The following is a 21131-nucleotide window of genomic DNA, read 5'->3' on the forward strand; positions in this document are numbered from 1 at the left end:
GTGCATAGGTGATCGTGAACCGCCCGTATATGTCACCTGGGAAATTTCTTATCGTGACTCGGGACAAAGCTGGACCTGGGAAGTTTTTTCCCAGATAACGGCGCCATGCGCAGCATAGACGAGATCATCGCCCTGCTGGGCGGCCCCGAGGCGGCGGCCGCCCGCTGCGGCGTCGGCACCGAGGCCATCCGCAAGTGGCGCCAGGCACGCGCCGTGCCGGCCAAGCACTGGCAGGCCATCCTGGCCACGACCGGCCTGACGCTCGCCGACCTCACCGCCGCCGCCCCGCCCGCCCCGGAGACCCCGCCGATGCCCGAAGCTCCCGACGCGCCGCCGCAGGGTGCGACCGCCGCCCTGGTCCTCGCCGATGGCAGCGTCTTCTGGGGCGAGGGCTTTGGCGCCCACGCCACCCAGGTCGCCGAGCTCTGCTTCAACACGGGCATGACCGGCTACCAGGAGACGCTGACGGACCCCTCCTACGCCGCGCAGATCATCGCCTTCACCTTCCCCCATATCGGCAACACCGGCACCAATGCCGAGGACATGGAAGCCGCGACGCCGGTCGCGCGCGGTCTGGTCGTGAAGCAGCACATCACGAACCCGGCCAACTGGCGGTCCACGCGCCACCTCGATGCCTGGCTGCGCGGCCACGGCGTGCCCGGCATCGCCGGCATCGACACCCGCGCGCTGACGGCGCGGATCCGCGACGGCGGCGCACCCAACGGCGTCATCGCCCACCCCGCCGATGGCCGCTTCGACATCGCGGGTTTGCTCGCCCAGGCGAGGGCCTGGCCGGGGCTGGAGGGGATGGACCTCGCCCGCGAGGTGTCCTGCCGGCAGAGCTTCGTTTGGGATGAGGCCACCTGGGCCTGGCCGGATGGCTTCGCCCCCGCGGCGGCACCGCGCCACCGCGTGGTCGCCGTGGATTACGGCGCGAAGCGGAACATCCTCCGCTGCCTCGCTGCGGCCGGGCTCGCCGTGACGGTGGTGCCGGCCGACGCCACGGCGGAGGAGATCCTGGCGCACGTGCCGGACGGCGTGTTCCTGTCCAATGGCCCGGGTGACCCGGCCGCAACGGGTGTCTACGCGGTCCCCGCCATCCAGGGCGTGATGGCGGCGGGCGTGCCGGTCTTCGGCATCTGCCTCGGGCACCAGCTGCTCGGCCTCGCGCTCGGGGCCAGGACCTACAAGCTCGACCGCGGCCATCGCGGCGCGAACCAGCCGGTGCGCGACCTCGCCACCGGCCGCGTCGAGATCACCGCGCAGAACCACGGCTTCGCGATCGACCCCGAGACGCTGCCGGCCAGCGCGCACGTCACCCACGTCTCGCTGTTCGACGGCTCGAACGAGGGCATCGCCTCGGACGAATTCCCCGCCTTCTCGGTGCAGTACCATCCCGAGGCGAGCCCGGGGCCAAGCGACAGCCACCACCTGTTCCACCGCTTCGTCCGCCTGATCGAGGCGACCAAGGAAAAGGCCACCGTATGAAGACCATTCTCCTCGGCCTGGTCGGGCTTGCCGCCTTTATCGGCATCGCCGCGGCCACGGCCCCGCCGGTCGATTGCGCCGATCCCGTGTTGCACAGCGTGAGCCCGGATGCGCGGCACTCCCTGGCCATCTGCCGCGGCCAGCGCCTGGTCGCGATGCCCGGTCAGAGTGGCGACGCGCCGGGCCACGCCGTGCTGCGCGATGCCACCGGGCGGATCGAGGGCGTGGTCGCGATCGAGGCGATCAACGCGGTCGGCCATGCCCCGCGCTGGGAAGAGGCGGCGGTGGACCTGCCGCTGATCGCCCGCATCGGCTACGCCCGTGGCACCACGATGCTCGATGACGGGTTCTGGCGCCTGCGCGCCTGGCTGCGCGCGGTGCCGCGGGACGAGGAATTCCGCTGATGCCGTCGGCGGAAACGTTGCTGGTTTTCGCCGTGCTGTCCTTCGGCCTGGCGGCGACGCCGGGGCCGAATATGATCTACCTGGTCTCGCGATCGCTCGCGCAGGGCACCGGCGCAGGGATGGTGAGCCTGCTCGGCTGCCAGTTCGGATCGCTGCTGATCATGCTGTGCGCGGCGGCGGGCATCACTGCGGCGCTGTTCGCCGTGCCGCTCGCCTGGGATGCGCTGCGACTTGGGGGTGCCGCCTATCTGCTCTACCTCGCCTGGCAATGCCTGCGGCCCGGTGGGGCGCCAATCTTCGCCGCGCGTCCGATGCCGCGCGAGCCGGGCTGGCGGCTGTTCACGGTTGGCATCGCGACGGCCGCGCTGAACCCGAAGGTCGCGTTGTTCTACGTCGCCGTGCTGCCGCCCTTCATCGATGCCACGCGCGGTGACGTGCTGACTCAAGGTATCATCCTGGGCGGCATCCAGATCGCGGTGTGCACGGTGTTCGACGTGGCGCTGGTCTGGGGGGGGGCGGGGGTGTCGCGCTTTCTCGGCACGCGACCGGCCTGGATGACGGTGCAGCGCTGGGTGCTCGGTGGGGCGCTGGGGCTTTTGGCAGTGAAGCTCGCGACTGAAAGCCGGGGTTGATGTCGCCCTGGCTCATCCTCGTCCTTCTGCCGGTCGGCGCGCTCTACGCGTACGCCGCTGGGCGCCTCGCGACCGGCCTGCTCGGCACGCGCGAGCCGGCCGCGGTGCCGCCGATAATGGCGCTCTCAGCGCTGGCGCACCTGATGGTGTCGAGCCTGCTCGCCCTCGGGCCGACCTTGGCGCTGCTCGCCTTCTGGTCCGCCTCTCACCTCGCGGCGCTGCCCTTCGTGGCGCGCGGCCTCCGCACCGGAGCCTGACATGCCCAAGCGCACGGATATCTCGTCCATCCTGATCATTGGTGCCGGGCCCATCGTGATCGGCCAGGCCTGCGAGTTCGACTATTCCGGCGCCCAGGCGTGCAAGGCGCTGCGTGCGGAGGGCTACCGCGTCATCCTGGTGAACTCCAACCCCGCCACGATCATGACCGACCCGGGCCTCGCGGATGCGACCTACATCGAACCCATCACCGTCGAGATGGTGGAAAAGATCATCGCGAAGGAACGCCCCGACGCGCTGCTGCCGACCATGGGCGGGCAGACCGCGCTGAACACCGCGCTGAAACTCGCCGAGGCTGGCATCCTTGAGAAGTACAAGTGCGAGTTGATCGGCGCCAAGGCCGAGGTGATCGACAAGGCCGAGGACCGGCTGAAGTTCCGCGACGCGATGACGAAGATCGGCATCGAGAGTCCGCGCAGCGCCATTGCCCACACGATGGAGGAAGCCCGCGCTGCGCTGGAACAGATCAAGCTGCCCTGCGTGATCCGCCCCTCCTTCACGCTCGGCGGCACCGGCGGCGGCATTGCCTACAACCGCGAGGAATTCGAGCAGATCGCTGGCGGTGGCCTGGCGGCATCGATGACGACCGAAATCCTGGTCGAGGAAAGCGTCCTCGGATGGAAGGAATTCGAGATGGAGGTCGTGCGCGACCGCAACGACAACTGCATCATCATCTGCTCCATCGAGAATCTGGACCCGATGGGCGTCCACACCGGCGATTCCATCACCATTGCCCCCGCGCTCACGCTGACGGACCGCGAATACCAGCGCATGCGCGACGCCTCGATCGCCTGCCTGCGCGAGATCGGCGTCGATACCGGCGGGTCCAACGTGCAGTTCGGCATCAACCCCGTCGATGGCCGCATGGTGGTGATCGAGATGAACCCGCGCGTGTCGCGCTCGTCAGCGCTCGCGTCCAAGGCCACGGGTTTTCCGATTGCCAAGATCGCCGCGAAACTCGCTGTCGGCTACACGCTGGACGAACTGGCGAACGACATCACCCGCGTCACGCCGGCGAGTTTCGAGCCGACCATCGACTATGTCGTGGTGAAGATTCCCCGCTTCACGTTTGAAAAATTCCCCGGCACGCCGGTGACGCTCACCACCTCGATGAAGTCGGTCGGCGAGACCATGGCCATCGGTCGCTCCTTTGCCGAGGCGCTGCAGAAGGGCCTGCGCGGCCTGGAAACCGGCCTCACCGGCCTCGACCCCGTCGACGTCCCCGGCGATGGCTCGGCGGAGGCTTATCGCGCCGCACTCACCATCGCCAAGCCCGACCGCCTGCTCGTCGCGGCCGACGCCATCCGCGCCGGCGTCCCGCTCACCGACATCCATGACGCGTCGAAATTCGATCCCTGGATTCTGGACCAGCTCGCGATGATCATCGCTGCCGAGCGCGAGGTCGAGGCGAAGGGCCTGCCGACCACCGCGCAGACTCTGCGCGCGCTGAAGGCGATGGGCTTCTCCGACACGCGCCTTGGTACGCTCACCAACACCACCGCCGCTTCGGTCGCGGCTAGGCGCGCAGCGCTCAACGTGCACCCGGTCTACAAGCGCATCGACACCTGCGCCGCGGAGTTCGTCTCCGACACGCCCTACATGTATTCCACCTACGAGGGCGGCTTCGGCGAACCCGTCTGCGAATCGCGCCCCACAGATCGGCAGAAGATCATCATTCTCGGCGGCGGCCCCAACCGCATCGGCCAGGGCATCGAGTTCGACTATTGCTGCGTCCATGCCTGCTACGCGCTGCGCGACGCCGGCTTCGAGACCATCATGGTCAACTGCAACCCCGAGACCGTCAGCACCGATTACGACACCTCCGACCGCCTCTATTTCGAGCCTTTGACCGAAGAGGACGTCCTCGCCCTCATCCGCACGGAACAGTCCAACGGCACGCTGCTCGGCTGCATCGTACAGTATGGTGGCCAGACGCCGCTCAAGCTCAGCCAGGCGCTGCACAAGGCGGGCATCCCCATCCTCGGGACCTCCGCGGAGGCCATCGACATGGCCGAGGATCGCGAGCTGTTCCAGGGGCTGCTGAAAACCCTCGGCCTGAAGCAGCCGCAGAACGGCATTGCGCGCACGCTCGACGAGGCGCTCATCGAGGCCGAACGCATCGGCTACCCCGTCGTCGTGCGTCCTTCCTACGTGCTCGGCGGCCGCGCCATGGAGATCGCCCACAATCGCGAACAGCTGCTCCGCTTCGGCAAGGAGGCCGTGCGCGTCTCCGGCGAGAACCCAATCCTCATCGACCAGTACCTCGCCGACGCCATCGAGGTGGATGTGGACTGCATCGCCGATGCCGAAGGCGCCGTCTATGTCGCCGGCGTGATGGAACACATTGAGGAAGCCGGCATCCATTCCGGCGATTCCGCCTGCTCGCTGCCGCCCTATTCCCTCCCCCCCGCCATCGTCACCGAACTCAAGGCCGAGACCGAAGCCATGGCGCGCGCACTCAAGGTGCGCGGGCTGATGAACGTGCAATACGCGGTCAAGGATGGCGACATCTACGTCCTCGAAGTGAACCCCCGCGCCTCGCGCACGGTGCCCTTCGTCGCCAAGGCCACCGGCATCGCAGTCGCCAAGATCGGCGCGCAGGTGATGGCGGGCGCGCTGCTGAAGGACTTCAAGCTCGACGACGACGCGATCTACCGCCACGTCGCCGTCAAGGAAGCCGTCTTCCCCTTCAACCGCTTCCCCAACGTCGATGTGATCCTCGGGCCGGAGATGAAATCCACCGGCGAGGTCATGGGCCTGGATCGCTCCTTCGAGCGTGCCTTCCTCAAGGCGCAGATGGGCGCGGGGGTGAAGCTCCCGGAGGCCGGGTCCGCCTTCATCTCGGTCAAGGATTCCGACAAGGGCGCGGCGGTTTCCCTGGCCCGCCGTCTCACCGAAATGGGTTTCGCCCTCATCGCTACCCGCGGCACGGCGGCGCGGCTGCGTGAGGCCGGCATCGAGGTCACGGTCGTCAACAAGGTGCTCGAAGGCCGGCCGCATTGCGTGGACGCGATCAAGTCGGGCGACATCCAGCTGGTGATCAACACCACCGGCGGCGGGCAGTCCGTCTCCGACAGTTTCGACATCCGCCGCAGCGCGCTGACCCATGGCGTGCCGCACTACACCACGGCCGCCGGCGCCCGGGCCGCGGTCCACGCGATCGCCGCGCTCAAGGCCGGAACCCTTGATGTTGCGCCCTTGCAGTCCTACTTTCAGCAGTCATTCTAGTGCGCGGGTGGCCGAGAGGCCCCCGCGACATTGGTATTTGACCCCACCATCCAGGGATACGCGCATCGTGCAGAAGTTCCCCATGACCGCTGAAGGTCTGGTTCGTCTGGAAGAGGAACTCCGTTTGCTGAAGGGCGACGAGCGACACGCCGTGATCCGCGCGATTGCCGAAGCCCGCGCGCATGGTGATCTTTCGGAAAACGCCGAATACCACGCTGCGCGGGAGAAACAGTCCTTCATCGAGGGCCGCATTGCCGAGCTCGAAGCCATCATCCCCTCGGTCGAGGTCATCGACGTCACCAAGATCTCGGGCAACCAGGTGCGCTTCGGCGCGCATGTGACGATCGTCGACGAGGAGAGCGAAGACGAGAAGACCTACCGCATCGTCGGCCAGTACGAGGCGGACATGAAGAACGCGTCCATCTCGATCACCTCGCCTCTGGCCAAGGCGCTCATCGGCAAAAAGACGGGTGACACTGTCGAGGTGCCGGCACCAGGCGGGGCGCGTTCGGTCGAGATCACCGCCGTCAAATACGCCTGAGGCGGATTTCTTTTTGACTTTTGGGTCGTGACCGCACAACGAGCGGGCCATGACCCTGACGCTCGACGATATCCGCGCCGCCGCCGACCGCATTGCGGGACGGATCATCCGCACGCCGACGATCGAAAGCGATTCCGTGTCGCGAGCGACCGGCGCGCGCGTGTTCCTCAAGCTCGACAACCTCCAGGCCACCGGCGCCTTCAAGGAGCGTGGCGCGGCGAACCGCCTCTCGCTGCTGAGCGCGGCCGAACGCGCGGCCGGCGTCATCGCCATGTCTGCCGGCAACCACGCCCAGGCGGTGGCGCGGCATGCCTCGCTGCTTGGTATCCGGGCCACGATCGTGATGCCGCGCTTCACGCCGGCGACGAAGGTGGTGCGCACCGAGGGCTGGGGTGCGCGGGTGGAGCTGGTGGGCGAGACGCTCGCGGAATCCGCTGGCCATGCGCATGCGCTGGCCGAGCAAAACGGCTACGTCTTCATCCACCCCTATGATGATCTCGGCGTCATCGCCGGCCAGGCGACCATGGCGCTCGAGATGATCGAGGACGCGCCGGCGATTGAAGTGATGGTGGTCCCGGTCGGCGGCGGTGGGCTGCTCGCCGGCTGCGCCACCGCCGCGCGCGCGCTCAAGCCGGGTATCACCATGCTCGGCGTCGAAGGCGAGTTCTACCCGGCGATGGCGCAGCGCCTCGCGGGACAGCCGGTCAAGGTCGGCGGCCCAACCATCGCCGAGGGCATCGCCGTGCGTGACGTGGGCGAAACGCCCTTCGCCATGCTCCAGTCTATGGGGATCGAGGTGCTGGTCGTGCCCGAACGCGCCGTCGAACAGGCGATCGCGCTGTTGGCAGAGGGCGCCAAGGTGGTGGCCGAGGGGGCAGGGGCCGCCGCACTCGCGGCAGTACTGGCCTTCCCCGAACGCTTCGCCGGCCGCACCGTGGGCATCCCCGTCTGCGGCGGCAACATCGATGCCCGCATCCTGTCCAACGTGCTGCTGCGCAACCTGTTGCGCGACGGGCGGCTGCTGCGCCTGCATCTGAGCATCCCCGACCGCCCCGGCGTGCTGGCCGATATCGCCACGCGCGTGGCCCAGGCCGGCGGCAACGTCATCGAGGTGAGCCACCAGCGCCTGTTCGCCGCCCCCTCCGTGCAATCCGCGGAGCTGGAGCTGATGGTCGAGGTGCGCGACGCGCACCAGGCCAATGCCATCACCACGCTGCTCGAGGCGGGCGACTATGTGGTGCGGAAGGGCTAGTCCACCGGCACGCCGGGCGCATCCTTTGCCGTGCGGATGGTCTGCAGCGTCATGACCTTCTGCACCTGGGATGCTCCCGTCAGCCGCGCCGTCAGCGCATTCTCATGCGCGGTGTCGCGCGCCACCACGCGCAGCAGGAAATCCCCGCCGCCGCGGATCATGTGGCACTCGCGCACTTCGGGCCAGGTCGTCACCTCGGCCTCGAAGGCGTCGAGCACGGCCTGCTTCTGGGTCTCGAGCCCGACCAGGACGAAGAACGTCACTTCCCAGCCGAGCGCCACAGGGTCGATGTCGGCGTGATAGCCGCGCAGCACGCCGGCCTCCTCCAGCCGGCGCACGCGCCTGAGGCAAGGCGGAGCAGACAGTGCGACGCGGCGGGCGAGTTCCACATTCGTCATGCGCCCATCGCGTTGCAGTTCGGCCAGGATCTGGCGGTCCACCGCATCGAGGATGGTGCTGGCTTCTTGTGACTTCATTGCGCCGGTGCTTTGCCTTTTGCAGCGCAGTGTGTCGTCCCCGCGCGCTTGCGCGCAATATCCTTGCGGAAGCTGTCCGGATCAAGGCGCGCCGTTGCCTCCGCGTGCTACAGGTCCGATATCCTCCCTGTCATCTTTTGTGCAAGCGAGTCCCACCGTGTCAGACCCCATCCGCACGCGCCTGCTGATCCTGGGTGCCGGCCCGGCCGGCTACACCGCCGCGATCTATGCTGCCCGCGCGGGGCTGGAGCCGCGCCTGGTCGCCGGCCTGGTACCCGGCGGCCAGCTCACCATCACGACCGACGTGGAGAATTTCCCCGGCTTCGCAGACCCCATCCAGGGCCCCTGGCTGATGGAGCAGATGGCCGCCCAGGCGGTGCATTGCGGCACCCAGGTCATCCACGACGTCATCACCAGAGTCGACCTCGGCGCGCCGCCGTTGCGCGCCATCGGCGACAGCGGGCAGGTCTATGAGGCCGAAGCGCTGGTCATCGCCACCGGCGCTCAGGCGCGCTGGCTCCACGTGCCGGGCGAGAAGCAGCTCTCGGGCTTCGGTGTCTCGGCCTGCGCGACCTGCGATGGCTTCTTCTATCGCGGCAAGCGCGTCGCCGTGATCGGCGGCGGCAATTCGGCTGTGGAGGAGGCGCTCTACCTTTCGAACCTCGCCGCCCACGTCACGGTCATCCATCGCCGCGACAGTTTCCGCGCCGAGCGCGTGATGCAGCAGCGGCTTATGGCGCGCCCCAACGTCACCATCCTGTGGGACACGGTGGTCGACGCGATGCTGCCCGCCGAGGGCGGCCGCATCGCCACGCTCGGCGCGCTGACGCTGCGCCACGCCAAGACCCACGCCATCACGCATTTCCCGATCGACGGCGCGTTCGTTGCGATCGGACACGACCCGGCGACCGCGCTGTTCCACGGCCAACTCGCGATGGATGCGGAGGGCTATCTGCTCACCACGCCGGGCTCCACGCGCACCTCCACCCCGGGCGTCTTCGCCGCCGGCGATGTCGCCGACAAGATCTACCGCCAGGCGGTGACCGCGGCGGGGACCGGCTGCATGGCGGCACTCGATGCCGAGAAATACTTGGCGCATCTGCCGGCCCCCGTGCAGGCTGTCATTGCCGCCTGACAAGGATCGTTTGGAATGCCTCTGGACTGGGACAAGCTGCGCGTCTTCCACGCGGTCGCCGAGGCGGGCAGCTTCACCCATGCCGGCGAGTCGTTGAACCTCAGCCAATCCGCGGTCAGCCGGCAGATCCAGGCGCTTGAGGAATCGCTCAATGTCCCGCTCTTCCATCGTCACGCCCGCGGGCTAATCCTGACCGAACAGGGCGAGACGCTGAACCGCACCGTGCGTGAGGTCTTCGCCAAGCTCGCGATGACCGAAGCCCTGCTCACGGAAAGCCGGGATCGGCCGGCGGGTAGGCTCAAGGTCACCACCACAACCGGCTTCGGGGCCACATGGCTGGCGCCGCGGCTGCGCAAATTCCTCAACCTGCACCCGGACGTGACGGTCACCCTTCTGCTCGACGATGCCGACCTCGACCTCGCGATGCGCGAGGCCGATGTCGCGATCCGAATGCACCCGCCACGCCAGCCGGACCTGATCCAGCGCCACATCGCGACCTTCGGCTGGAAGGTGTGCGGCAGTGCCGACTACCTCAAGCACGCCGGCATTCCGCAGCGGGTCGAAGATCTCGATCAGCACCGCCTGATCATCTACGGCGACTACCATCCGCCGATCGAGAGCGTGAACTGGCTGGCCGAGGCCGGGCGCCGGGCGGGGACGCCGCGCCGTGCGTCGATCGAGGTGAACTCCCTCCCCGGCATGCTCCAGGCGGTGCGCAGCGGGTTGGGGCTTGCCGCCCTGCCGGATTACATGGGCCCCGAGCTTGCCGACCTCATCGAGGTGCTGGGCGACCTCAAGGCACCGCGCATCGAGAGCTACTTCGTCTATCCGGAGGAGATGCGGAACTCCAAGCGCGTCAGCGTGTTCCGCGACTTCCTGATCGCGGAGCTCGCCGAGGCGGCGCGGTGAGGCTGCCGCGGCGCGCGCTTCTTGCCGCACTTTCCCTGCCGAACGCGGGCCGCACGCAGCCGATGCCGCCCTTCGGGGGTGCGGTCTTCGCTCACGCCGTCGTGGCGGCCGAGCGCCTGAGCGGCGGACGCTTCGGCGTGGCGGTGCTCGATACCGAGAATGGCCAGGCCTTCGCCCATCGCGGCGCGGAGCGCTTCGCCTTCTGCAGCACCTTCAAATGCATCCTCGCCGCCGCCACGCTCGACGCCGTGGACCTCGGGCGTGAGCGCCTGGACCGCGCGATCCCCGTCACCCCCGGCGATCTCGTCCCGCACGCGCCGGTCACCGGGCAGCATGTCGGCGGCACGCTCACCGTCCAGGCGCTGTGCGAGGCGATGATGAGCTGGAGCGACAATCCCGCCGCCAACCTGCTGCTCCGCGCGCTCGGCGGCCCGGCCGCGCTCACCGAGTTTGCGCGCGGCCTCGGCGACGCGGAATTCCGCCTGGACCGGATCGAGACCGCGCTCAACGAGGCCGCACCTGGCGATCCGCGCGATACCACCACGCCGGCCGCCATGCTGGCCACGCTGCAGCGCCTTCTGGTCGGCGATGCCCTCGCGCCGGCCTCGCGCGAGATTCTGGCCGGCTGGCTGATCGGCTGCCGCACCGGCGACCGCAAGATCCGCGCCGGGCTTCCGGCCGACTGGCGCTGCGGCGACCGCACCGGCAGCGGCGAACGCGGCACGACCAACGACATCGCCATACTGTGGCCACCGCGCCGGCGCCCGCTGCTCGTCGTCGGGTTCATCACCGAAAGCGCGACGGCGCTGGAGCAGCGCGACGCGGCGCTCGCCGCACTCGGGCGCGGCGTTGCGGCAGCGCTTGCCTGAGGCGTTTCGCCCAGCCGCGTCATTTTGTCCGTTGCCTCGCTCGCCCGCGGCATCCAGTTTGCGCCCCATGGCGTCCCCCCTTATCAGCCGGCTGCTGTTCCAGGCGCGCAAGCGCATGCCCGCGGGCCTGCGCCACGCGCTGCGCCTCGGCGCCCACATGACCAGGCGCGGCCAAGCGTCGCCGCCCATCCCGCCGGAGCTGTTGCGCGATTGCCGCGTCGTCGCCTCGCGCCAGGCGCTGGTCGAGAGCCTGCCGCGCGAGGCGTGCGTGCTCGAGGTCGGAACCGACCGCGGCGACTTTGCCAACTTCATCCTGCAGCGCTGCGCGCCGCGCGAACTGCACATCGTTGATGTCGACCTCTCGCGCATCCGCGCCGACGTCGCCTCGGACCCGCGCGTCACGCTTCATCAGGGACTGTCGCATGAACGCATCGCGGCGTTCCCCGACGCGCATTTCGACTGGATCTACATCGACGCCGACCACAGCTACGACGGTGTCGCGCGCGATGCGGCCGCGGCCGCGGCAAAGCTGCGCCCGGGTGGGGCCCTGGTGTTCAACGACTTCGCGCATGCCGATCCTTTCCTCGGCGCCTATGGCGTGCATCGCGCCGCGGTGGAGTTCGCGGTCAACCATCGCTGGCCGCTGACCCACATGGCCTATGAGGGTGCCGGCCTCTACGACCTCGCGCTGCGCCGCCCCGAATGAGCGAGGAGAGCGGCAGCCTCGAACGCATCCCCGGCGTGGCGCTCGCCTGGCGAAGGCGTCGCGGGCAGGGGCCGGGTGTGGTGTTCCTCGGCGGCTTTCGCTCGGACATGACGGGCAGCAAGGCGCAAGCGCTCGATGGCTTCTGCGCCGCACGCGGCACGCCGTTTCTGCGTCTCGACTACAGCGGCCACGGCGCCTCGGGCGGGCGTTTCGAGGATGGCTGCATCGGCGAATGGAGGGCGGATGCCGCGCACCTCATCGCCCATCTCACCGAGGGGCCGCAGATCTTGATCGGCTCCTCGATGGGCGGCTGGATCGCGCTGCTGCTGGCGCGACGATCGCCCCCGCGCGCGCTGATCGGCATCGCGCCCGCGCCGGACTTCACCGAAGCCCTGATGTGGCCGGCGTTCTCCGAGGCGCAGCGCGCGACCATCCTGCGCGATGGCGTGCTGCACATCCCCTCCGGCTATGGGCCGCCAACGCCGATCACGCGGCGGCTGATCGAGGATGGGCGCGAGAACCTGGTGCTCCAGACGCCGCTCGTTCTCGCCTGCCCGGTGCGGCTGCTGCAGGGTATTGCGGACCCGGACGTTCCCTGGCGGCATGCGATCCGCCTCGCCGAGCACCTCGACGCGCCCGATCTGCGCCTGACGCTCATCAAGGATGGCGACCACCGCCTGTCGCGGCCGCAGGACCTGTCACTGCTCGAGGACACCCTCGCCGCGCTCCTCGCGCAGGATGCTGGCGAGCCCCTCGCGCCATGAGGGATAGAGCCAGCTGATGCCGAGCGCCGCCTTGGTCGCGGCGTTCGCCACGCGGCGGTTCTCGCTCCAGAAGCTCAGCGCCATCTCGGACATGCGGGCGCGGGCCTCCTCGAAGGGCACTGGCGCGGGCGGCGCGACGCCGAGCATCGCGGCGGCGCCTTCGACGACTACGGCGCTCTCGGCCGGTTCGTCATCGACCAGGTGCAGGATGCGCACGGCCGGTGGCAGCGTCTGCCCGGCGGCGGCGCACAGCGCGAGGGCGATGTCGTCGCGATGGATGCGGGAGAAGGCGTGCCCAGGCTTCACCACGCGCCGGGCGCTGCCCTCGCGCAGTTCATCCAGCACGCTGCGGCCGGGCCCGTAGATGCCGCCCGCGCGGGCGATGTCGAGCGCGGCGCGCCCGGCGAGTGCGGCACGCCATTGGTCCTCGGCGGCGACACGGCGCCGGCTGCGCGGCTGGGCCGGAGCAGGGGCGCTCGCCTCGTCCACCCAGCCTCCGTCGCGGTTGCCATAGACCCCGGTTGTCGAGACATAGCCCACCCAGCGCAGCGTGCCGGCGTCGAGTCCCCGAGCGATCGCCGCGCCATGCGCAGCAAGCACAGGATCCCCGTTCTCATTGGGCGCCGCCGTCACGACAATGTGCGAGGCGCGTAGGATGGCCTCGCCAGCGCCCGCGAAGGCCAGCGACTCGATGCCGGGCAACGGCGGCAGGCTGGCGGGATCGCGCGCGGTCCCGGCCACATCCCAGCCAAGTCGCCGCGCCCGGCGCGCCACCGCCTGCCCCGAATAGCCAAGACCCAGCACAACCATTCGACCCATCATCCAGTCTCCGTCGCGAGGATGTCAGCCATGCGCCCGGCGCAGGTAGCCTCGCGATGTTGCGCCACGCCGAATTCCGATACGATGACAGGGAATGCGCCTTTCGCCTCCCCTTGTGATCCTGGGTCTTGTGGTGCTTCTGGCGATGGCCGGCGGCGCCTGGTTCGTCTTCGCCCCCGAAGACATGGTCGCCGAGGAAAGCCTGCCCACCCCGCCCGAGCCGCCTCGCCTGGTCGACAGCGCCGAATACGAGACCTGCCTCGCGCGGCTTGCCGAGGATGCCGACGCGGCGCTGGCCGAAGCCGAGCGCTGGCAGGCGGAAGGCGGCGGCGAGGGCGCTGCGCATTGCGCCGCGCTCGCGCTCATCGGCCTGGGCGAGACCGAGCGCGCCGCCGCGGCGCTGGAGCAGATTGCCGCACGCAGCCCGGCGAGCCCGGCCGCGCGCGCCGCCGTCTTCGCGCAGGCGACGCAGGCCTGGCTGCTGGTCGAGAACCCCGCCCGCGCACAGGCCGCCGCAACCCGGGGACTCGCGCTGACACCGGAGGATACCTGGCTGCTGATGGACCGCGCAGTGGCGCAGGCAGCGCAGGGCCGCTACGCGCAGGCCATCGCCGACCTGGAGCGCGCGACGACCATCGATCCCAACCGCATCGAGGCCTGGGTGCTGCGTGCGGCGACGCGCCGCCAGCTCGACCAGATCGCGCTCGCCGCGGCCGATGTCGAGCGCGCCTTCGCGATCGAGGCGGAGAATGCCGAGGCGTTCCTCGAACGCGGTATCATCCGCCAGCTGCAGGGCAATGCGGAGGGCGCGCGGGCGGACTGGTCGCGTGCGCTGGAACTCGCCCCCGACAGCCCGACGGCGGATCTGGCGGCGCAGAACCTGGCGCTGAACGAGGCGGGGCCGCAGACGCGCTGAGGGTTAGGCCTGAGTCGATGCCTGATTAGTCCGCCGGTGGCGGGTCGGGCTCAAGGGGAAGCGGCCTGCGCTGCGCGCCCCTTGAGCCAGATCCGCGACCGGCAAGAACGGCTGTGATCGAAGCAAGCCAGGTTGTGCAGCCCCGTCCCTTCTTCGACCCGATGCCCTTGTTCCGGCCGGCAGGTGCGGGTCAAGGCTCGCGCAGCGCCGGCGACGCCGCTCGGCCTTGATGCGCACACCGCAGACGGGCCCAGCATCATGGGGCGAAGGAGGCACAACCTTCCCCCGATTTGCTTGACGCGCGCACCCGGCACCGCGAGATAGCGGCCAGGGAGACGCCAGGAACCATGACCTTACGCCGCCATCTGCTTGCCGCGGGCGCCGCGATGCTGGCCGTCCCGGCCATCGCACAGCCGATTTGGCCCAGCGGACCCATCCGCATCATCGTGCCCTTCCCGCCAGGCGGCAGCACCGATGCCATGGCGCGCCTGCTGCAACCGCGCCTCACGCAGATCCTCGGCGTGCCTGTGGTGGTGGAAAACCGCGTCGGCGCCTCCGCCTCGCTCGGCACCGCGGCTGCCGCGCGCGCCGCACCCGATGGCAATACCTGGGTGCTGGTCTTCGACACGCACGCCGTGAACCCCGCGCTGATCCCGACGCTGGGCTTCGACACCGAGCGCGACCTGCTGCCGCTGCTGCTGTTCGGCACCGCGCCCATGGTGCTGACCGCGCATCGCACGCGCCCCTACCGGAGCGTCGCCGACGTGCTGGCGGCGGCCCGGGCAAGGCCGGAGACGCTCACCTTTGGCACCATCGGCAATGGCAGCCTGGCGCATCTCACGATGGCGCTGTTCGAGAAGGCGGCAGGGGTGAAGCTGGTCCATGTGCCCTATCGCGGCGGCGGGCCGCTGGCCGTCGCCGCCGTCGCCGGCGAGGTGGATCTGCCGATCGCCACGCGCCCGGCGATCGGGGTGCATATCGATTCCGGCGCGCTGATCCCGCTGGCCCAGACCGGTGCCACGAGATCGCCCAGCATGCCCGACATCCCGACGCTGGCGGAGAGCGGCGTCGCCGGCATCGATGCCCGCGCCTTCTGGGGCTTCCTCGGCCCGGTGCGCATTCCGGTGCCAATCGCCACGCGGATGGAAGCGGCGCTGCGCGAGACGCTGGCCGTGGCGGAGGTGCGCGAGCGGGTGGCGGCCCTCGGCATCGACCTCGACCCACAAGGGGCCGAGGTGTTCGGCCCCTTCCTCAGCCGCCAGATCGCGACCTGGGGGCAGGTGGTTCGCGACAATAACATCCGGCCGGATTGACGAGCATGCCCATTGCACGCCGCGCGACGCTGGCCGCGGTGCTCTCCGCGCCTGCCATCTCGTTCGCCCAGGCGCCGTGGCCGTCCGGCGTCATCCGCATCGTCGCGCCGTTTCCGCCCGGCGGCAGCGTGGACACCATTGCAAGGCTGTTGCAGCCCGGGCTGCAGGCTCGGCTGGGCGTGCCGGTGGTGGTGGAGAACCGCGCCGGCGCGTCCGGTGCGCTCGGCGCCGGCGTGGTGGCGCGCGCGCCACCGGACGGGAACACCTGGGTGCTGGTGTTCGACAGCCACGCGGTGAACGACGTGCTGCAACCCACGCTGGGTTTCGACGGGTTGCGCGATTTCACGCCGGTGATGCTGGTCGCGACCTCGCCCATGCTGCTGTGCACGCCCAATGCGCGGCCCTGGCGGGATTTCGGCGCGGTGATCGCGGCGGCGCGGACGCAGCGCGATGGGCTCACCTACGGCACGGTCGGCGCCGGCAGCCTCGCGCACCTGACGATGACGCTGCTGGCGAGTGAGGCGCACGCCAACCTGGTGCATGTGCCCTATCGCGGCGGCGGCCCGATGGCGACTGCGGCCGCGGCCGGCGAGGTGGACCTGGTCATCGCGTCCCGCGCTGGGCTCGGCGGCCAGGTGGGGCAGACGATCCGACCATTGGCGCAGAGCGGGGCGCGGCGCTCGCCGGCGCTGCCGGATGTGCCGACCATCGCCGAGCAAGGCTTCCCCAACGTTGCCGCCGAGGCGTTCTGGGGCATGCTCGGCCCGGCCGGTGTGCCGGCGCCGATCCTCGCGCGCTTCCATGCGGCCCTGTTCGAGAGCCTCGCCGATGCCGGCGTGCGTGAGCGGCTGGTGACGGGGCAGGGGGTGGATATCGTCGCCTCCTCGCCCGAGGCATTCGGCGCGTTCCTCAGCCAGCAGATGGCGACCTGGCGCCGTGTCGTGCGCGAGAACAACATCCGGAACGACTGATCAGGCCATCACCGAGACGTGCCGGCGCGACGCCATCAGCGGCTGGATGCGCGTGCCGAACTCCTCGATGCCGCGGATGAAGTCGTCGAAGGTCACGAGCGCGCCGGAGGTGCCGGGAACACTCTCCATCTCGTCGAGCATGGCGGCGACCGAGGCGAAGGAGCCCACCAGCGTGCCCATGTTGAGGTTCACCGCCGAGACCGGATTGGCGATCTGGCCGATATGCGTGTCGACGCGGGTATCGGCGGCCGCCTGCATGCCCATCCAGGCCAGCGCCTCGTGATCGGCGCCGGCCTTGTAGTGTTCCCAGCGGCGGAAGGCCTCGGCATCGGTCTCGGCCGCGATGATCATGAGCAGCACGAAGGTGCCGACCTTGCGCCCGGTCTTGGCTGCCTCCGCCTGCAGCTTCTGCGCGGAGGGCGCGTAGCCCGTGGGCGTGTTCACGCCCTGGCCGAGGCAGAAATTGTAGTCCGCGTATTGCGCCGAGAAGGCCATGCCCTGGGTGCTGGACCCGGCGCAGATCAGCTTGATCTCGCTTTCGGGCATGGGGAGCAGGCGGCAGTCGTCCATCTGGAAATACTTGCCCTTCAGGTCGGATTGCCCGGTGGACCAGAGCTCCTTCATGATCTGGGTATATTCGCTGAGATACTCGTAGCGGGTGTGGAAGAACTCATCGCCCGGCCAGAGCCCCATCTGGGAATATTCGGGCCGCTGCCAGCCGGTGATGAGATTGATGCCGAAGCGTCCCTCGGAGATGGAATCGATGGTCGTCGCCATCCGCGCCACGATCGCCGGCGGCAGGGCCAGGACTGGCGCGGTGGCGAACAGCTTGATGCGGCTGGTGACTGCCGCGAGCCCCGCCATCAGGGTGAAGGATTCCAGATTGTAGTCCCAGAACTCGGTCTTGCCGCCGAATCCGCGCAGCTTGATCATGGAGAGCGCGAAGTCGAAGCCGTAGTGCTCCGCGCGCTGCGTCACCTGCTTGTTGAGCTTGAAGGACGGCTTGTACTGCGGGGAGTTCTCCGAGATCAGCCAGCCATTGTTCCCGATGGGAATGAAAACGCCGATGTCCATGGCTGCCTCGCCTCGTTGGGACGCTGATCGAAGCAAGTTCCACACCACCGCTTCATCGCTGCACGCGCAGCCGCATCCAAGTCGCAAAAATAAAAGAAGGGGGGGCAGGGGGAATTCATTCCCCCGCTCTTCCTTTCCGGCACGTCGCATGCATGCTCTTCGTGCTCATCCCACGGAGTTCCCCATGGCGCGCCCCTTCCATCTCGGCTGGTTCCTGCAAGGCTCCTCGGTGCAAGCCTGGTCCGAGCCCTTCAGCGGTGCTATCGGGCGGGACTGGATGGTGCCGGACCTGTTCTGCGACATGGCGCGGATGCTGGAGGCGGCCTGCTTCGACTACATCCTCATCGAGGACAGCTCCTATGTCGGCGAGAGCTATGGCGGGAGCACGGAGATCTACCTCAAGCATGGCCTGGCCGTGCCGCGGCAGGACCCGGCGATCACCGCGACGCTGATGATGGCGGCCACGAAGCGCATCGGCATCGTGCCGACCTTCGCGACCTTCACCCACCCGCCCTACCTGCTGGCGCGGATGATGGCCTCGATGGACCAGATCAGTTCCGGGCGTGCCGGGTGGAACATGGTGACCGGCAGCTCGGACGTGGCCGCGCGCAATTACGGCCTGCCGCGGCTGCCGGAGCACGACCTGCGCTACGACATGGCCGATGAGTACATGAAGGTGGTCAACGGTTTGTGGGATTCCTGGGAGCCGGGGGCGATCGTCGCCGATGCCCAGTCGGGCGTGCTGGTCGACCACACCAAGGTGCATGCAGTGGATTTCGAGGGGCAGTGGTTCCGCACCCATGGCCCGCTCAATTCCGGCCCTTGCCCGCAGGGAAGGCCAGTGATCGCGCAGGCGGGCGGCAGCGCGCGCGGCAAGCAGTTCGCCTCCGCCAATGCGGACACGATCGTCGCGATGATCAAGGGCACCGCGGGGATGAAGGCGTACCGCGACGATGTGCGGGCGCGGGCCGCGTCTCAGGGTCGCAACCCGGATGATGTGAAGGTGCTGTTCCTGGTCAATCCGATCCTGGGCGGGACGCAGGAGGAGGCGGTGGCCCGCAAGGCCGCGCGTCTGGCTCGCGCCGAGGCGTCGATTCCGCAGCTGCTGGCCTTCTTCGGCAAGATCACCAACATCGATTTCGGCAAGTACGACCTCGACACGCCGGTGGACCAGCTCACGCTGACCACCAACGGGCATCAGCAGACGCTGGACGACTTCAAGAAGAACGCGGGGAAGAAGAGCCTGCGCGAGGCGATGCTGGCCTATCGCGGCACTTCGGGCTCGGTGGAGTTGGTCGGCACGCCGGACGCCGTGGCCGGGCAGATGGCCGAGGTCATGGAGGAGGTCGGCGGCGACGGCTTTCTGTTCTCGATGAACGATGTCAGCCGACGGATCGTGGCGGAGGTGGCGGACGGTCTTGTGCCAGCGCTGCAGGCGCGCGGACTCACACGGCGCGCCTATGGACATGCGCAGTTCCGGGACAACCTGCTGGAATTCTGAGAGTTGCTGCAGGATCAGTGGTTTGTACGCTGATCCTGCAGTTATTTGAAAGGCTTTAACGTCCGCGGTTGAGGCCGCGCATCAGGTCGCTCAGCGGCCCGCCATCGGAGTTTGGCGCCAACTCCTGCGGGCCATCGTCTCGCGGCGCATCGCGCGTCGCCTCGTTCGGCATCGGCGCACCACCATCGCTGCCGCCGCCGAACAACCCGCCCAGGATGCTCCCGAGACCGCCGCCGCCCTGGCCACCGCCACCCATGCCGCCTGACAGCAGGCCGCCCAGAATGCTCGCCGCGATCCCGCCGAGCCCACCCATGCCGCCCGGCAGCTGCTGCGGCACCTGGCCGTTCGGCGTCAGCCGGTTCACCAGCTCCGGCAGCAGCTGCGCGAGGATGCCGCCGAGCGCGCCGCTCGGCATGCCGAATTGCTGCGCCGCGCTGTCAAGCCGCTCCTGGCCGAAGGCGGCCTGGATCTGCTCCCGTGCAACCGCCCGGTTCGGACCGGTCGAGACCCAGCTGTCGACCTCATCCCCCAGCCCCTGCTGGCGCAGCTTGCCGAGCAGGTTTTCGAGGCCCGCGCCATCCTCACGCCCGCCCATCAACTGGCCGAACATGCCTCCCAGACCACCCTGGCTCATCACCGCCTCCCGCCTGTGCTGGCCGAGAAGTGGCCCGCGGCAGGCCTCGCGTCCAGGGGCGTGCCGATGACGTGCGCCCGCCGCTTGACCGCGGCGCGCCGAAGGGGTGCGATGCCCGCAGAAAAATAAGGAGGATTTCGCCATGCGCGCCTGGGCCGTCATCGAAACCGGGAAGCCGCTCCAGCAGGTCGATTGGCCGACGCCGGAGCCCGTGGGCAAGCAGGTCCTGCTCGAAGTCACGCATGCCGGGGTGTGCCATTCCGACCTGCACATCTGGGAGGGCGAGTACGACCTGGGCAGCCGCGGCAAGATGAAGCTCGTCGACCGAGGCGTGGTCCTGCCGCTGGCCATGGGCCATGAGATCGTGGGCAAGGTCGTGAAGTGGGGCCCCGAGGCCAAGGGCCTGACCGTGGGCGACCACATGATCGTCTTCCCCTGGGTTGGCTGCGGCGTCTGCGCGGTCTGCCTCGCGGAGGAGGACAACATGTGCCTCAAGCCGCGCAGCCTCGGCGTGTACCAGAACGGCGGCTATGCCACCCATGTGCTCGCCCCCGAGCCGCGCCATCTGGTGCCCGTGGGCAGCCTCGACCCGGCGCTGGCCGCCACCTATGCCTGCTCGGGCGTGACCGTGTTCTCCGCGATCAACAAGGTTCTGCCGATGCCGCCCGAGGAGCCGATCGCGCTGGTGGGCGCGGGCGGGCTCGGGCTGAACGCGCTCGCGGTGCTCAAGGCGCTCGGCCATAAGCGCATCGTGATGGTGGATGTCAGCGAGGCGAAGCTCGCCGCCGCACGGGATGCAGGTGCGACCGAGACGGTGCTGGCCGGCGGCGAGGACACCACGGCGCGCATCGTGGAGGCGGCCGGCGGCCAGCTCGGCGCGGTGATCGACCTGGTCAACGGCACCCAGACGGCGCGCTTCGCCTTCGACGCGCTGCGCAAGGGCGGCAAGCTGGTGATGGTGGGCCTGTTCGGCGGCGAGCTGGCCATCCCGCTGCCGCTGATGCCGATCCGCGCGCTGACCATCCAGGGGAGCTACGTCGGCAATCCCAAGGAGCTGCGCGCCCTCGTCGCCATCGCCGAGACCGGCGCACTGCCGGGAATTCCGATCACCGCGATGCCGTTTCCGGAGGCCAATACGGCGCTCAACCGCCTCCGCGACGGCAGCGTGGTCGGCAGGATCGTGCTCACGGCCGCGTGATCATCATTGCTGGTGCGGAAAGGTG

General features: G+C 69.2%; 21 protein-coding genes. 17 read left to right on the plus strand and 4 right to left on the minus strand.

The genetic code is table 11. The annotated features are described in order from the left end of the window. Positions 1-105: 105 nt before the first annotated feature. The 7 genes from carA to GXW79_RS01275 all read left to right on the plus strand — a co-directional run bounded on the left by carA (position 106) and on the right by GXW79_RS01275 (position 7821). Positions 106-1488: a glutamine-hydrolyzing carbamoyl-phosphate synthase small subunit gene (gene carA / locus GXW79_RS01245; RefSeq protein WP_211872387.1), complete on the plus strand. Its 1383-nt coding sequence runs from the start codon at positions 106-108 to the stop codon at positions 1486-1488. After that, positions 1485-1892, plus strand: coding sequence for a hypothetical protein (locus GXW79_RS01250; RefSeq protein ID WP_211872388.1), 408 nt, complete (start codon positions 1485-1487; stop codon positions 1890-1892). The genes carA and GXW79_RS01250 overlap by 4 nt, the downstream gene beginning before the upstream one ends. Beyond that, positions 1892-2524: a LysE family translocator gene (locus GXW79_RS01255; RefSeq protein WP_211872389.1), complete on the plus strand. Its 633-nt coding sequence runs from the start codon at positions 1892-1894 to the stop codon at positions 2522-2524. The genes GXW79_RS01250 and GXW79_RS01255 overlap by 1 nt, the downstream gene beginning before the upstream one ends. Then, a complete protein-coding gene (locus GXW79_RS01260; protein WP_211872390.1) occupies positions 2524-2781 on the plus strand; it encodes a hypothetical protein in 258 nt (85 codons plus the stop codon). The genes GXW79_RS01255 and GXW79_RS01260 overlap by 1 nt, the downstream gene beginning before the upstream one ends. 1 nt (position 2782) lies before the next feature. Then, complete coding sequence (carB, locus tag GXW79_RS01265) at positions 2783-6028, plus strand: carbamoyl-phosphate synthase large subunit (protein ID WP_211872391.1); 3246 nt, start codon at positions 2783-2785, stop codon at positions 6026-6028. A gap of 67 nt (positions 6029-6095) precedes the next feature. Further along, a complete protein-coding gene (gene greA / locus GXW79_RS01270; RefSeq protein WP_211872392.1) occupies positions 6096-6569 on the plus strand; it encodes a transcription elongation factor GreA in 474 nt (157 codons plus the stop codon). 49 nt (positions 6570-6618) lie between these two features. Then, positions 6619-7821, plus strand: coding sequence for a threonine ammonia-lyase (locus GXW79_RS01275; RefSeq protein ID WP_211872393.1), 1203 nt, complete (start codon positions 6619-6621; stop codon positions 7819-7821). Here GXW79_RS01275 and GXW79_RS01280 read toward each other — a convergent pair. Continuing rightward, positions 7818-8297 carry an Lrp/AsnC family transcriptional regulator gene (locus GXW79_RS01280; RefSeq protein ID WP_211872394.1) on the minus strand — a complete coding sequence of 160 codons (480 nt, stop codon included), beginning with the start codon at positions 8295-8297 and terminating at the stop codon, positions 7818-7820. The genes GXW79_RS01275 and GXW79_RS01280 overlap by 4 nt on opposite strands. A gap of 157 nt (positions 8298-8454) precedes the next feature. On the opposite strand from GXW79_RS01280, the gene trxB reads away from it, so the two are divergent. The 5 genes from trxB (at position 8455) to GXW79_RS01305 (ending at position 12680) form a co-directional block, all read left to right on the plus strand. Further along, positions 8455-9432, plus strand: coding sequence for a thioredoxin-disulfide reductase (gene trxB / locus GXW79_RS01285; protein ID WP_211872395.1), 978 nt, complete (start codon positions 8455-8457; stop codon positions 9430-9432). A 15-nt stretch (positions 9433-9447) separates the two neighbouring features. After that, complete coding sequence (locus GXW79_RS01290) at positions 9448-10341, plus strand: LysR family transcriptional regulator (RefSeq protein WP_211872396.1); 894 nt, start codon at positions 9448-9450, stop codon at positions 10339-10341. After that, entirely contained in the window at positions 10338-11210 is an 873-nt protein-coding gene (gene bla / locus GXW79_RS01295; protein ID WP_367614772.1) for a class A beta-lactamase, read from the plus strand. The genes GXW79_RS01290 and bla overlap by 4 nt, the downstream gene beginning before the upstream one ends. Positions 11211-11277: 67 nt before the next feature. After that, positions 11278-11916, plus strand: coding sequence for a class I SAM-dependent methyltransferase (locus GXW79_RS01300; protein WP_211872397.1), 639 nt, complete (start codon positions 11278-11280; stop codon positions 11914-11916). Continuing rightward, entirely contained in the window at positions 11913-12680 is a 768-nt protein-coding gene (locus GXW79_RS01305) for an alpha/beta hydrolase (RefSeq protein ID WP_211872398.1), read from the plus strand. The genes GXW79_RS01300 and GXW79_RS01305 overlap by 4 nt, the downstream gene beginning before the upstream one ends. On the opposite strand, the gene GXW79_RS01310 is transcribed toward GXW79_RS01305, so the two are convergent. Further along, complete coding sequence (locus GXW79_RS01310) at positions 12615-13502, minus strand: Rossmann-fold NAD(P)-binding domain-containing protein (RefSeq protein WP_211872399.1); 888 nt, start codon at positions 13500-13502, stop codon at positions 12615-12617. The two genes, GXW79_RS01305 and GXW79_RS01310, sit on opposite strands and share 66 nt — an antisense overlap. Positions 13503-13593: 91 nt before the next feature. On the opposite strand from GXW79_RS01310, the gene GXW79_RS01315 reads away from it, so the two are divergent. The 3 genes from GXW79_RS01315 (at position 13594) to GXW79_RS01325 (ending at position 16699) form a co-directional block, all read left to right on the plus strand. Next, positions 13594-14415, plus strand: coding sequence for a tetratricopeptide repeat protein (locus tag GXW79_RS01315; protein ID WP_211872400.1), 822 nt, complete (start codon positions 13594-13596; stop codon positions 14413-14415). A gap of 347 nt (positions 14416-14762) precedes the next feature. Next, positions 14763-15728, plus strand: coding sequence for a tripartite tricarboxylate transporter substrate-binding protein (locus tag GXW79_RS01320; RefSeq protein ID WP_211872401.1), 966 nt, complete (start codon positions 14763-14765; stop codon positions 15726-15728). 5 nt (positions 15729-15733) lie between these two features. After that, on the plus strand, positions 15734-16699 hold the full coding sequence (locus GXW79_RS01325; protein ID WP_211872402.1) for a Bug family tripartite tricarboxylate transporter substrate binding protein: 966 nt from the start codon (positions 15734-15736) through the stop codon (positions 16697-16699). Here the strand turns inward: GXW79_RS01325 and rutA are convergent, their stop codons facing one another. After that, a complete protein-coding gene (gene rutA, locus GXW79_RS01330; protein ID WP_211872403.1) occupies positions 16700-17773 on the minus strand; it encodes a pyrimidine utilization protein A in 1074 nt (357 codons plus the stop codon). It lies immediately after the preceding gene. A 184-nt stretch (positions 17774-17957) separates the two neighbouring features. Between rutA and GXW79_RS01335 the strand changes: the two genes are divergently transcribed. Continuing rightward, on the plus strand, positions 17958-19274 hold the full coding sequence (locus GXW79_RS01335; protein ID WP_211872404.1) for an NtaA/DmoA family FMN-dependent monooxygenase: 1317 nt from the start codon (positions 17958-17960) through the stop codon (positions 19272-19274). Between the two features lie 55 nt (positions 19275-19329). On the opposite strand, the gene GXW79_RS01340 is transcribed toward GXW79_RS01335, so the two are convergent. Beyond that, entirely contained in the window at positions 19330-20070 is a 741-nt protein-coding gene (locus GXW79_RS01340) for a YidB family protein (RefSeq protein ID WP_367614773.1), read from the minus strand. Between GXW79_RS01340 and GXW79_RS01345 the strand changes: the two genes are divergently transcribed. Continuing rightward, positions 20051-21106 (plus strand): alcohol dehydrogenase, encoded by a 1056-nt coding sequence (locus tag GXW79_RS01345; protein ID WP_211872406.1) that lies wholly within the window; start codon positions 20051-20053, stop codon positions 21104-21106. The two genes, GXW79_RS01340 and GXW79_RS01345, sit on opposite strands and share 20 nt — an antisense overlap. Positions 21107-21131: the final 25 nt, after the last annotated feature.

The organism is Plastoroseomonas arctica (genome assembly GCF_018128965.1).
GTDB classification, from domain to species: domain Bacteria; phylum Pseudomonadota; class Alphaproteobacteria; order Acetobacterales; family Acetobacteraceae; genus Plastoroseomonas; species Plastoroseomonas arctica.

Bases quoted from the DNA above. Each gene is read 5' to 3' on its own strand.
- carA (WP_211872387.1), top strand. From the start codon at position 106: ATGCGCAGCATAGACGAGATCATCGCCCTGCTGGGCGGCCCCGAGGCG.
- GXW79_RS01250 (WP_211872388.1), top strand. From the start codon at position 1,485: ATGAAGACCATTCTCCTCGGCCTGGTCGGGCTTGCCGCCTTTATCGGC.
- GXW79_RS01255 (WP_211872389.1), top strand. From the start codon at position 1,892: ATGCCGTCGGCGGAAACGTTGCTGGTTTTCGCCGTGCTGTCCTTCGGC.
- GXW79_RS01260 (WP_211872390.1), top strand. From the start codon at position 2,524: ATGTCGCCCTGGCTCATCCTCGTCCTTCTGCCGGTCGGCGCGCTCTAC.
- carB (WP_211872391.1), top strand. From the start codon at position 2,783: ATGCCCAAGCGCACGGATATCTCGTCCATCCTGATCATTGGTGCCGGG.
- GXW79_RS01275 (WP_211872393.1), top strand. From the start codon at position 6,619: ATGACCCTGACGCTCGACGATATCCGCGCCGCCGCCGACCGCATTGCG.
- GXW79_RS01280 (WP_211872394.1), bottom strand. From the start codon at position 8,297: ATGAAGTCACAAGAAGCCAGCACCATCCTCGATGCGGTGGACCGCCAG.
- GXW79_RS01290 (WP_211872396.1), top strand. From the start codon at position 9,448: ATGCCTCTGGACTGGGACAAGCTGCGCGTCTTCCACGCGGTCGCCGAG.
- GXW79_RS01300 (WP_211872397.1), top strand. From the start codon at position 11,278: ATGGCGTCCCCCCTTATCAGCCGGCTGCTGTTCCAGGCGCGCAAGCGC.
- GXW79_RS01305 (WP_211872398.1), top strand. From the start codon at position 11,913: ATGAGCGAGGAGAGCGGCAGCCTCGAACGCATCCCCGGCGTGGCGCTC.
- GXW79_RS01310 (WP_211872399.1), bottom strand. From the start codon at position 13,502: ATGATGGGTCGAATGGTTGTGCTGGGTCTTGGCTATTCGGGGCAGGCG.
- GXW79_RS01315 (WP_211872400.1), top strand. From the start codon at position 13,594: ATGCGCCTTTCGCCTCCCCTTGTGATCCTGGGTCTTGTGGTGCTTCTG.
- GXW79_RS01320 (WP_211872401.1), top strand. From the start codon at position 14,763: ATGACCTTACGCCGCCATCTGCTTGCCGCGGGCGCCGCGATGCTGGCC.
- GXW79_RS01325 (WP_211872402.1), top strand. From the start codon at position 15,734: ATGCCCATTGCACGCCGCGCGACGCTGGCCGCGGTGCTCTCCGCGCCT.
- rutA (WP_211872403.1), bottom strand. From the start codon at position 17,773: ATGGACATCGGCGTTTTCATTCCCATCGGGAACAATGGCTGGCTGATC.
- GXW79_RS01335 (WP_211872404.1), top strand. From the start codon at position 17,958: ATGGCGCGCCCCTTCCATCTCGGCTGGTTCCTGCAAGGCTCCTCGGTG.
- GXW79_RS01345 (WP_211872406.1), top strand. From the start codon at position 20,051: ATGCGCGCCTGGGCCGTCATCGAAACCGGGAAGCCGCTCCAGCAGGTC.
- GXW79_RS01340 (WP_367614773.1), bottom strand. From the start codon at position 20,070: ATGACGGCCCAGGCGCGCATGGCGAAATCCTCCTTATTTTTCTGCGGG.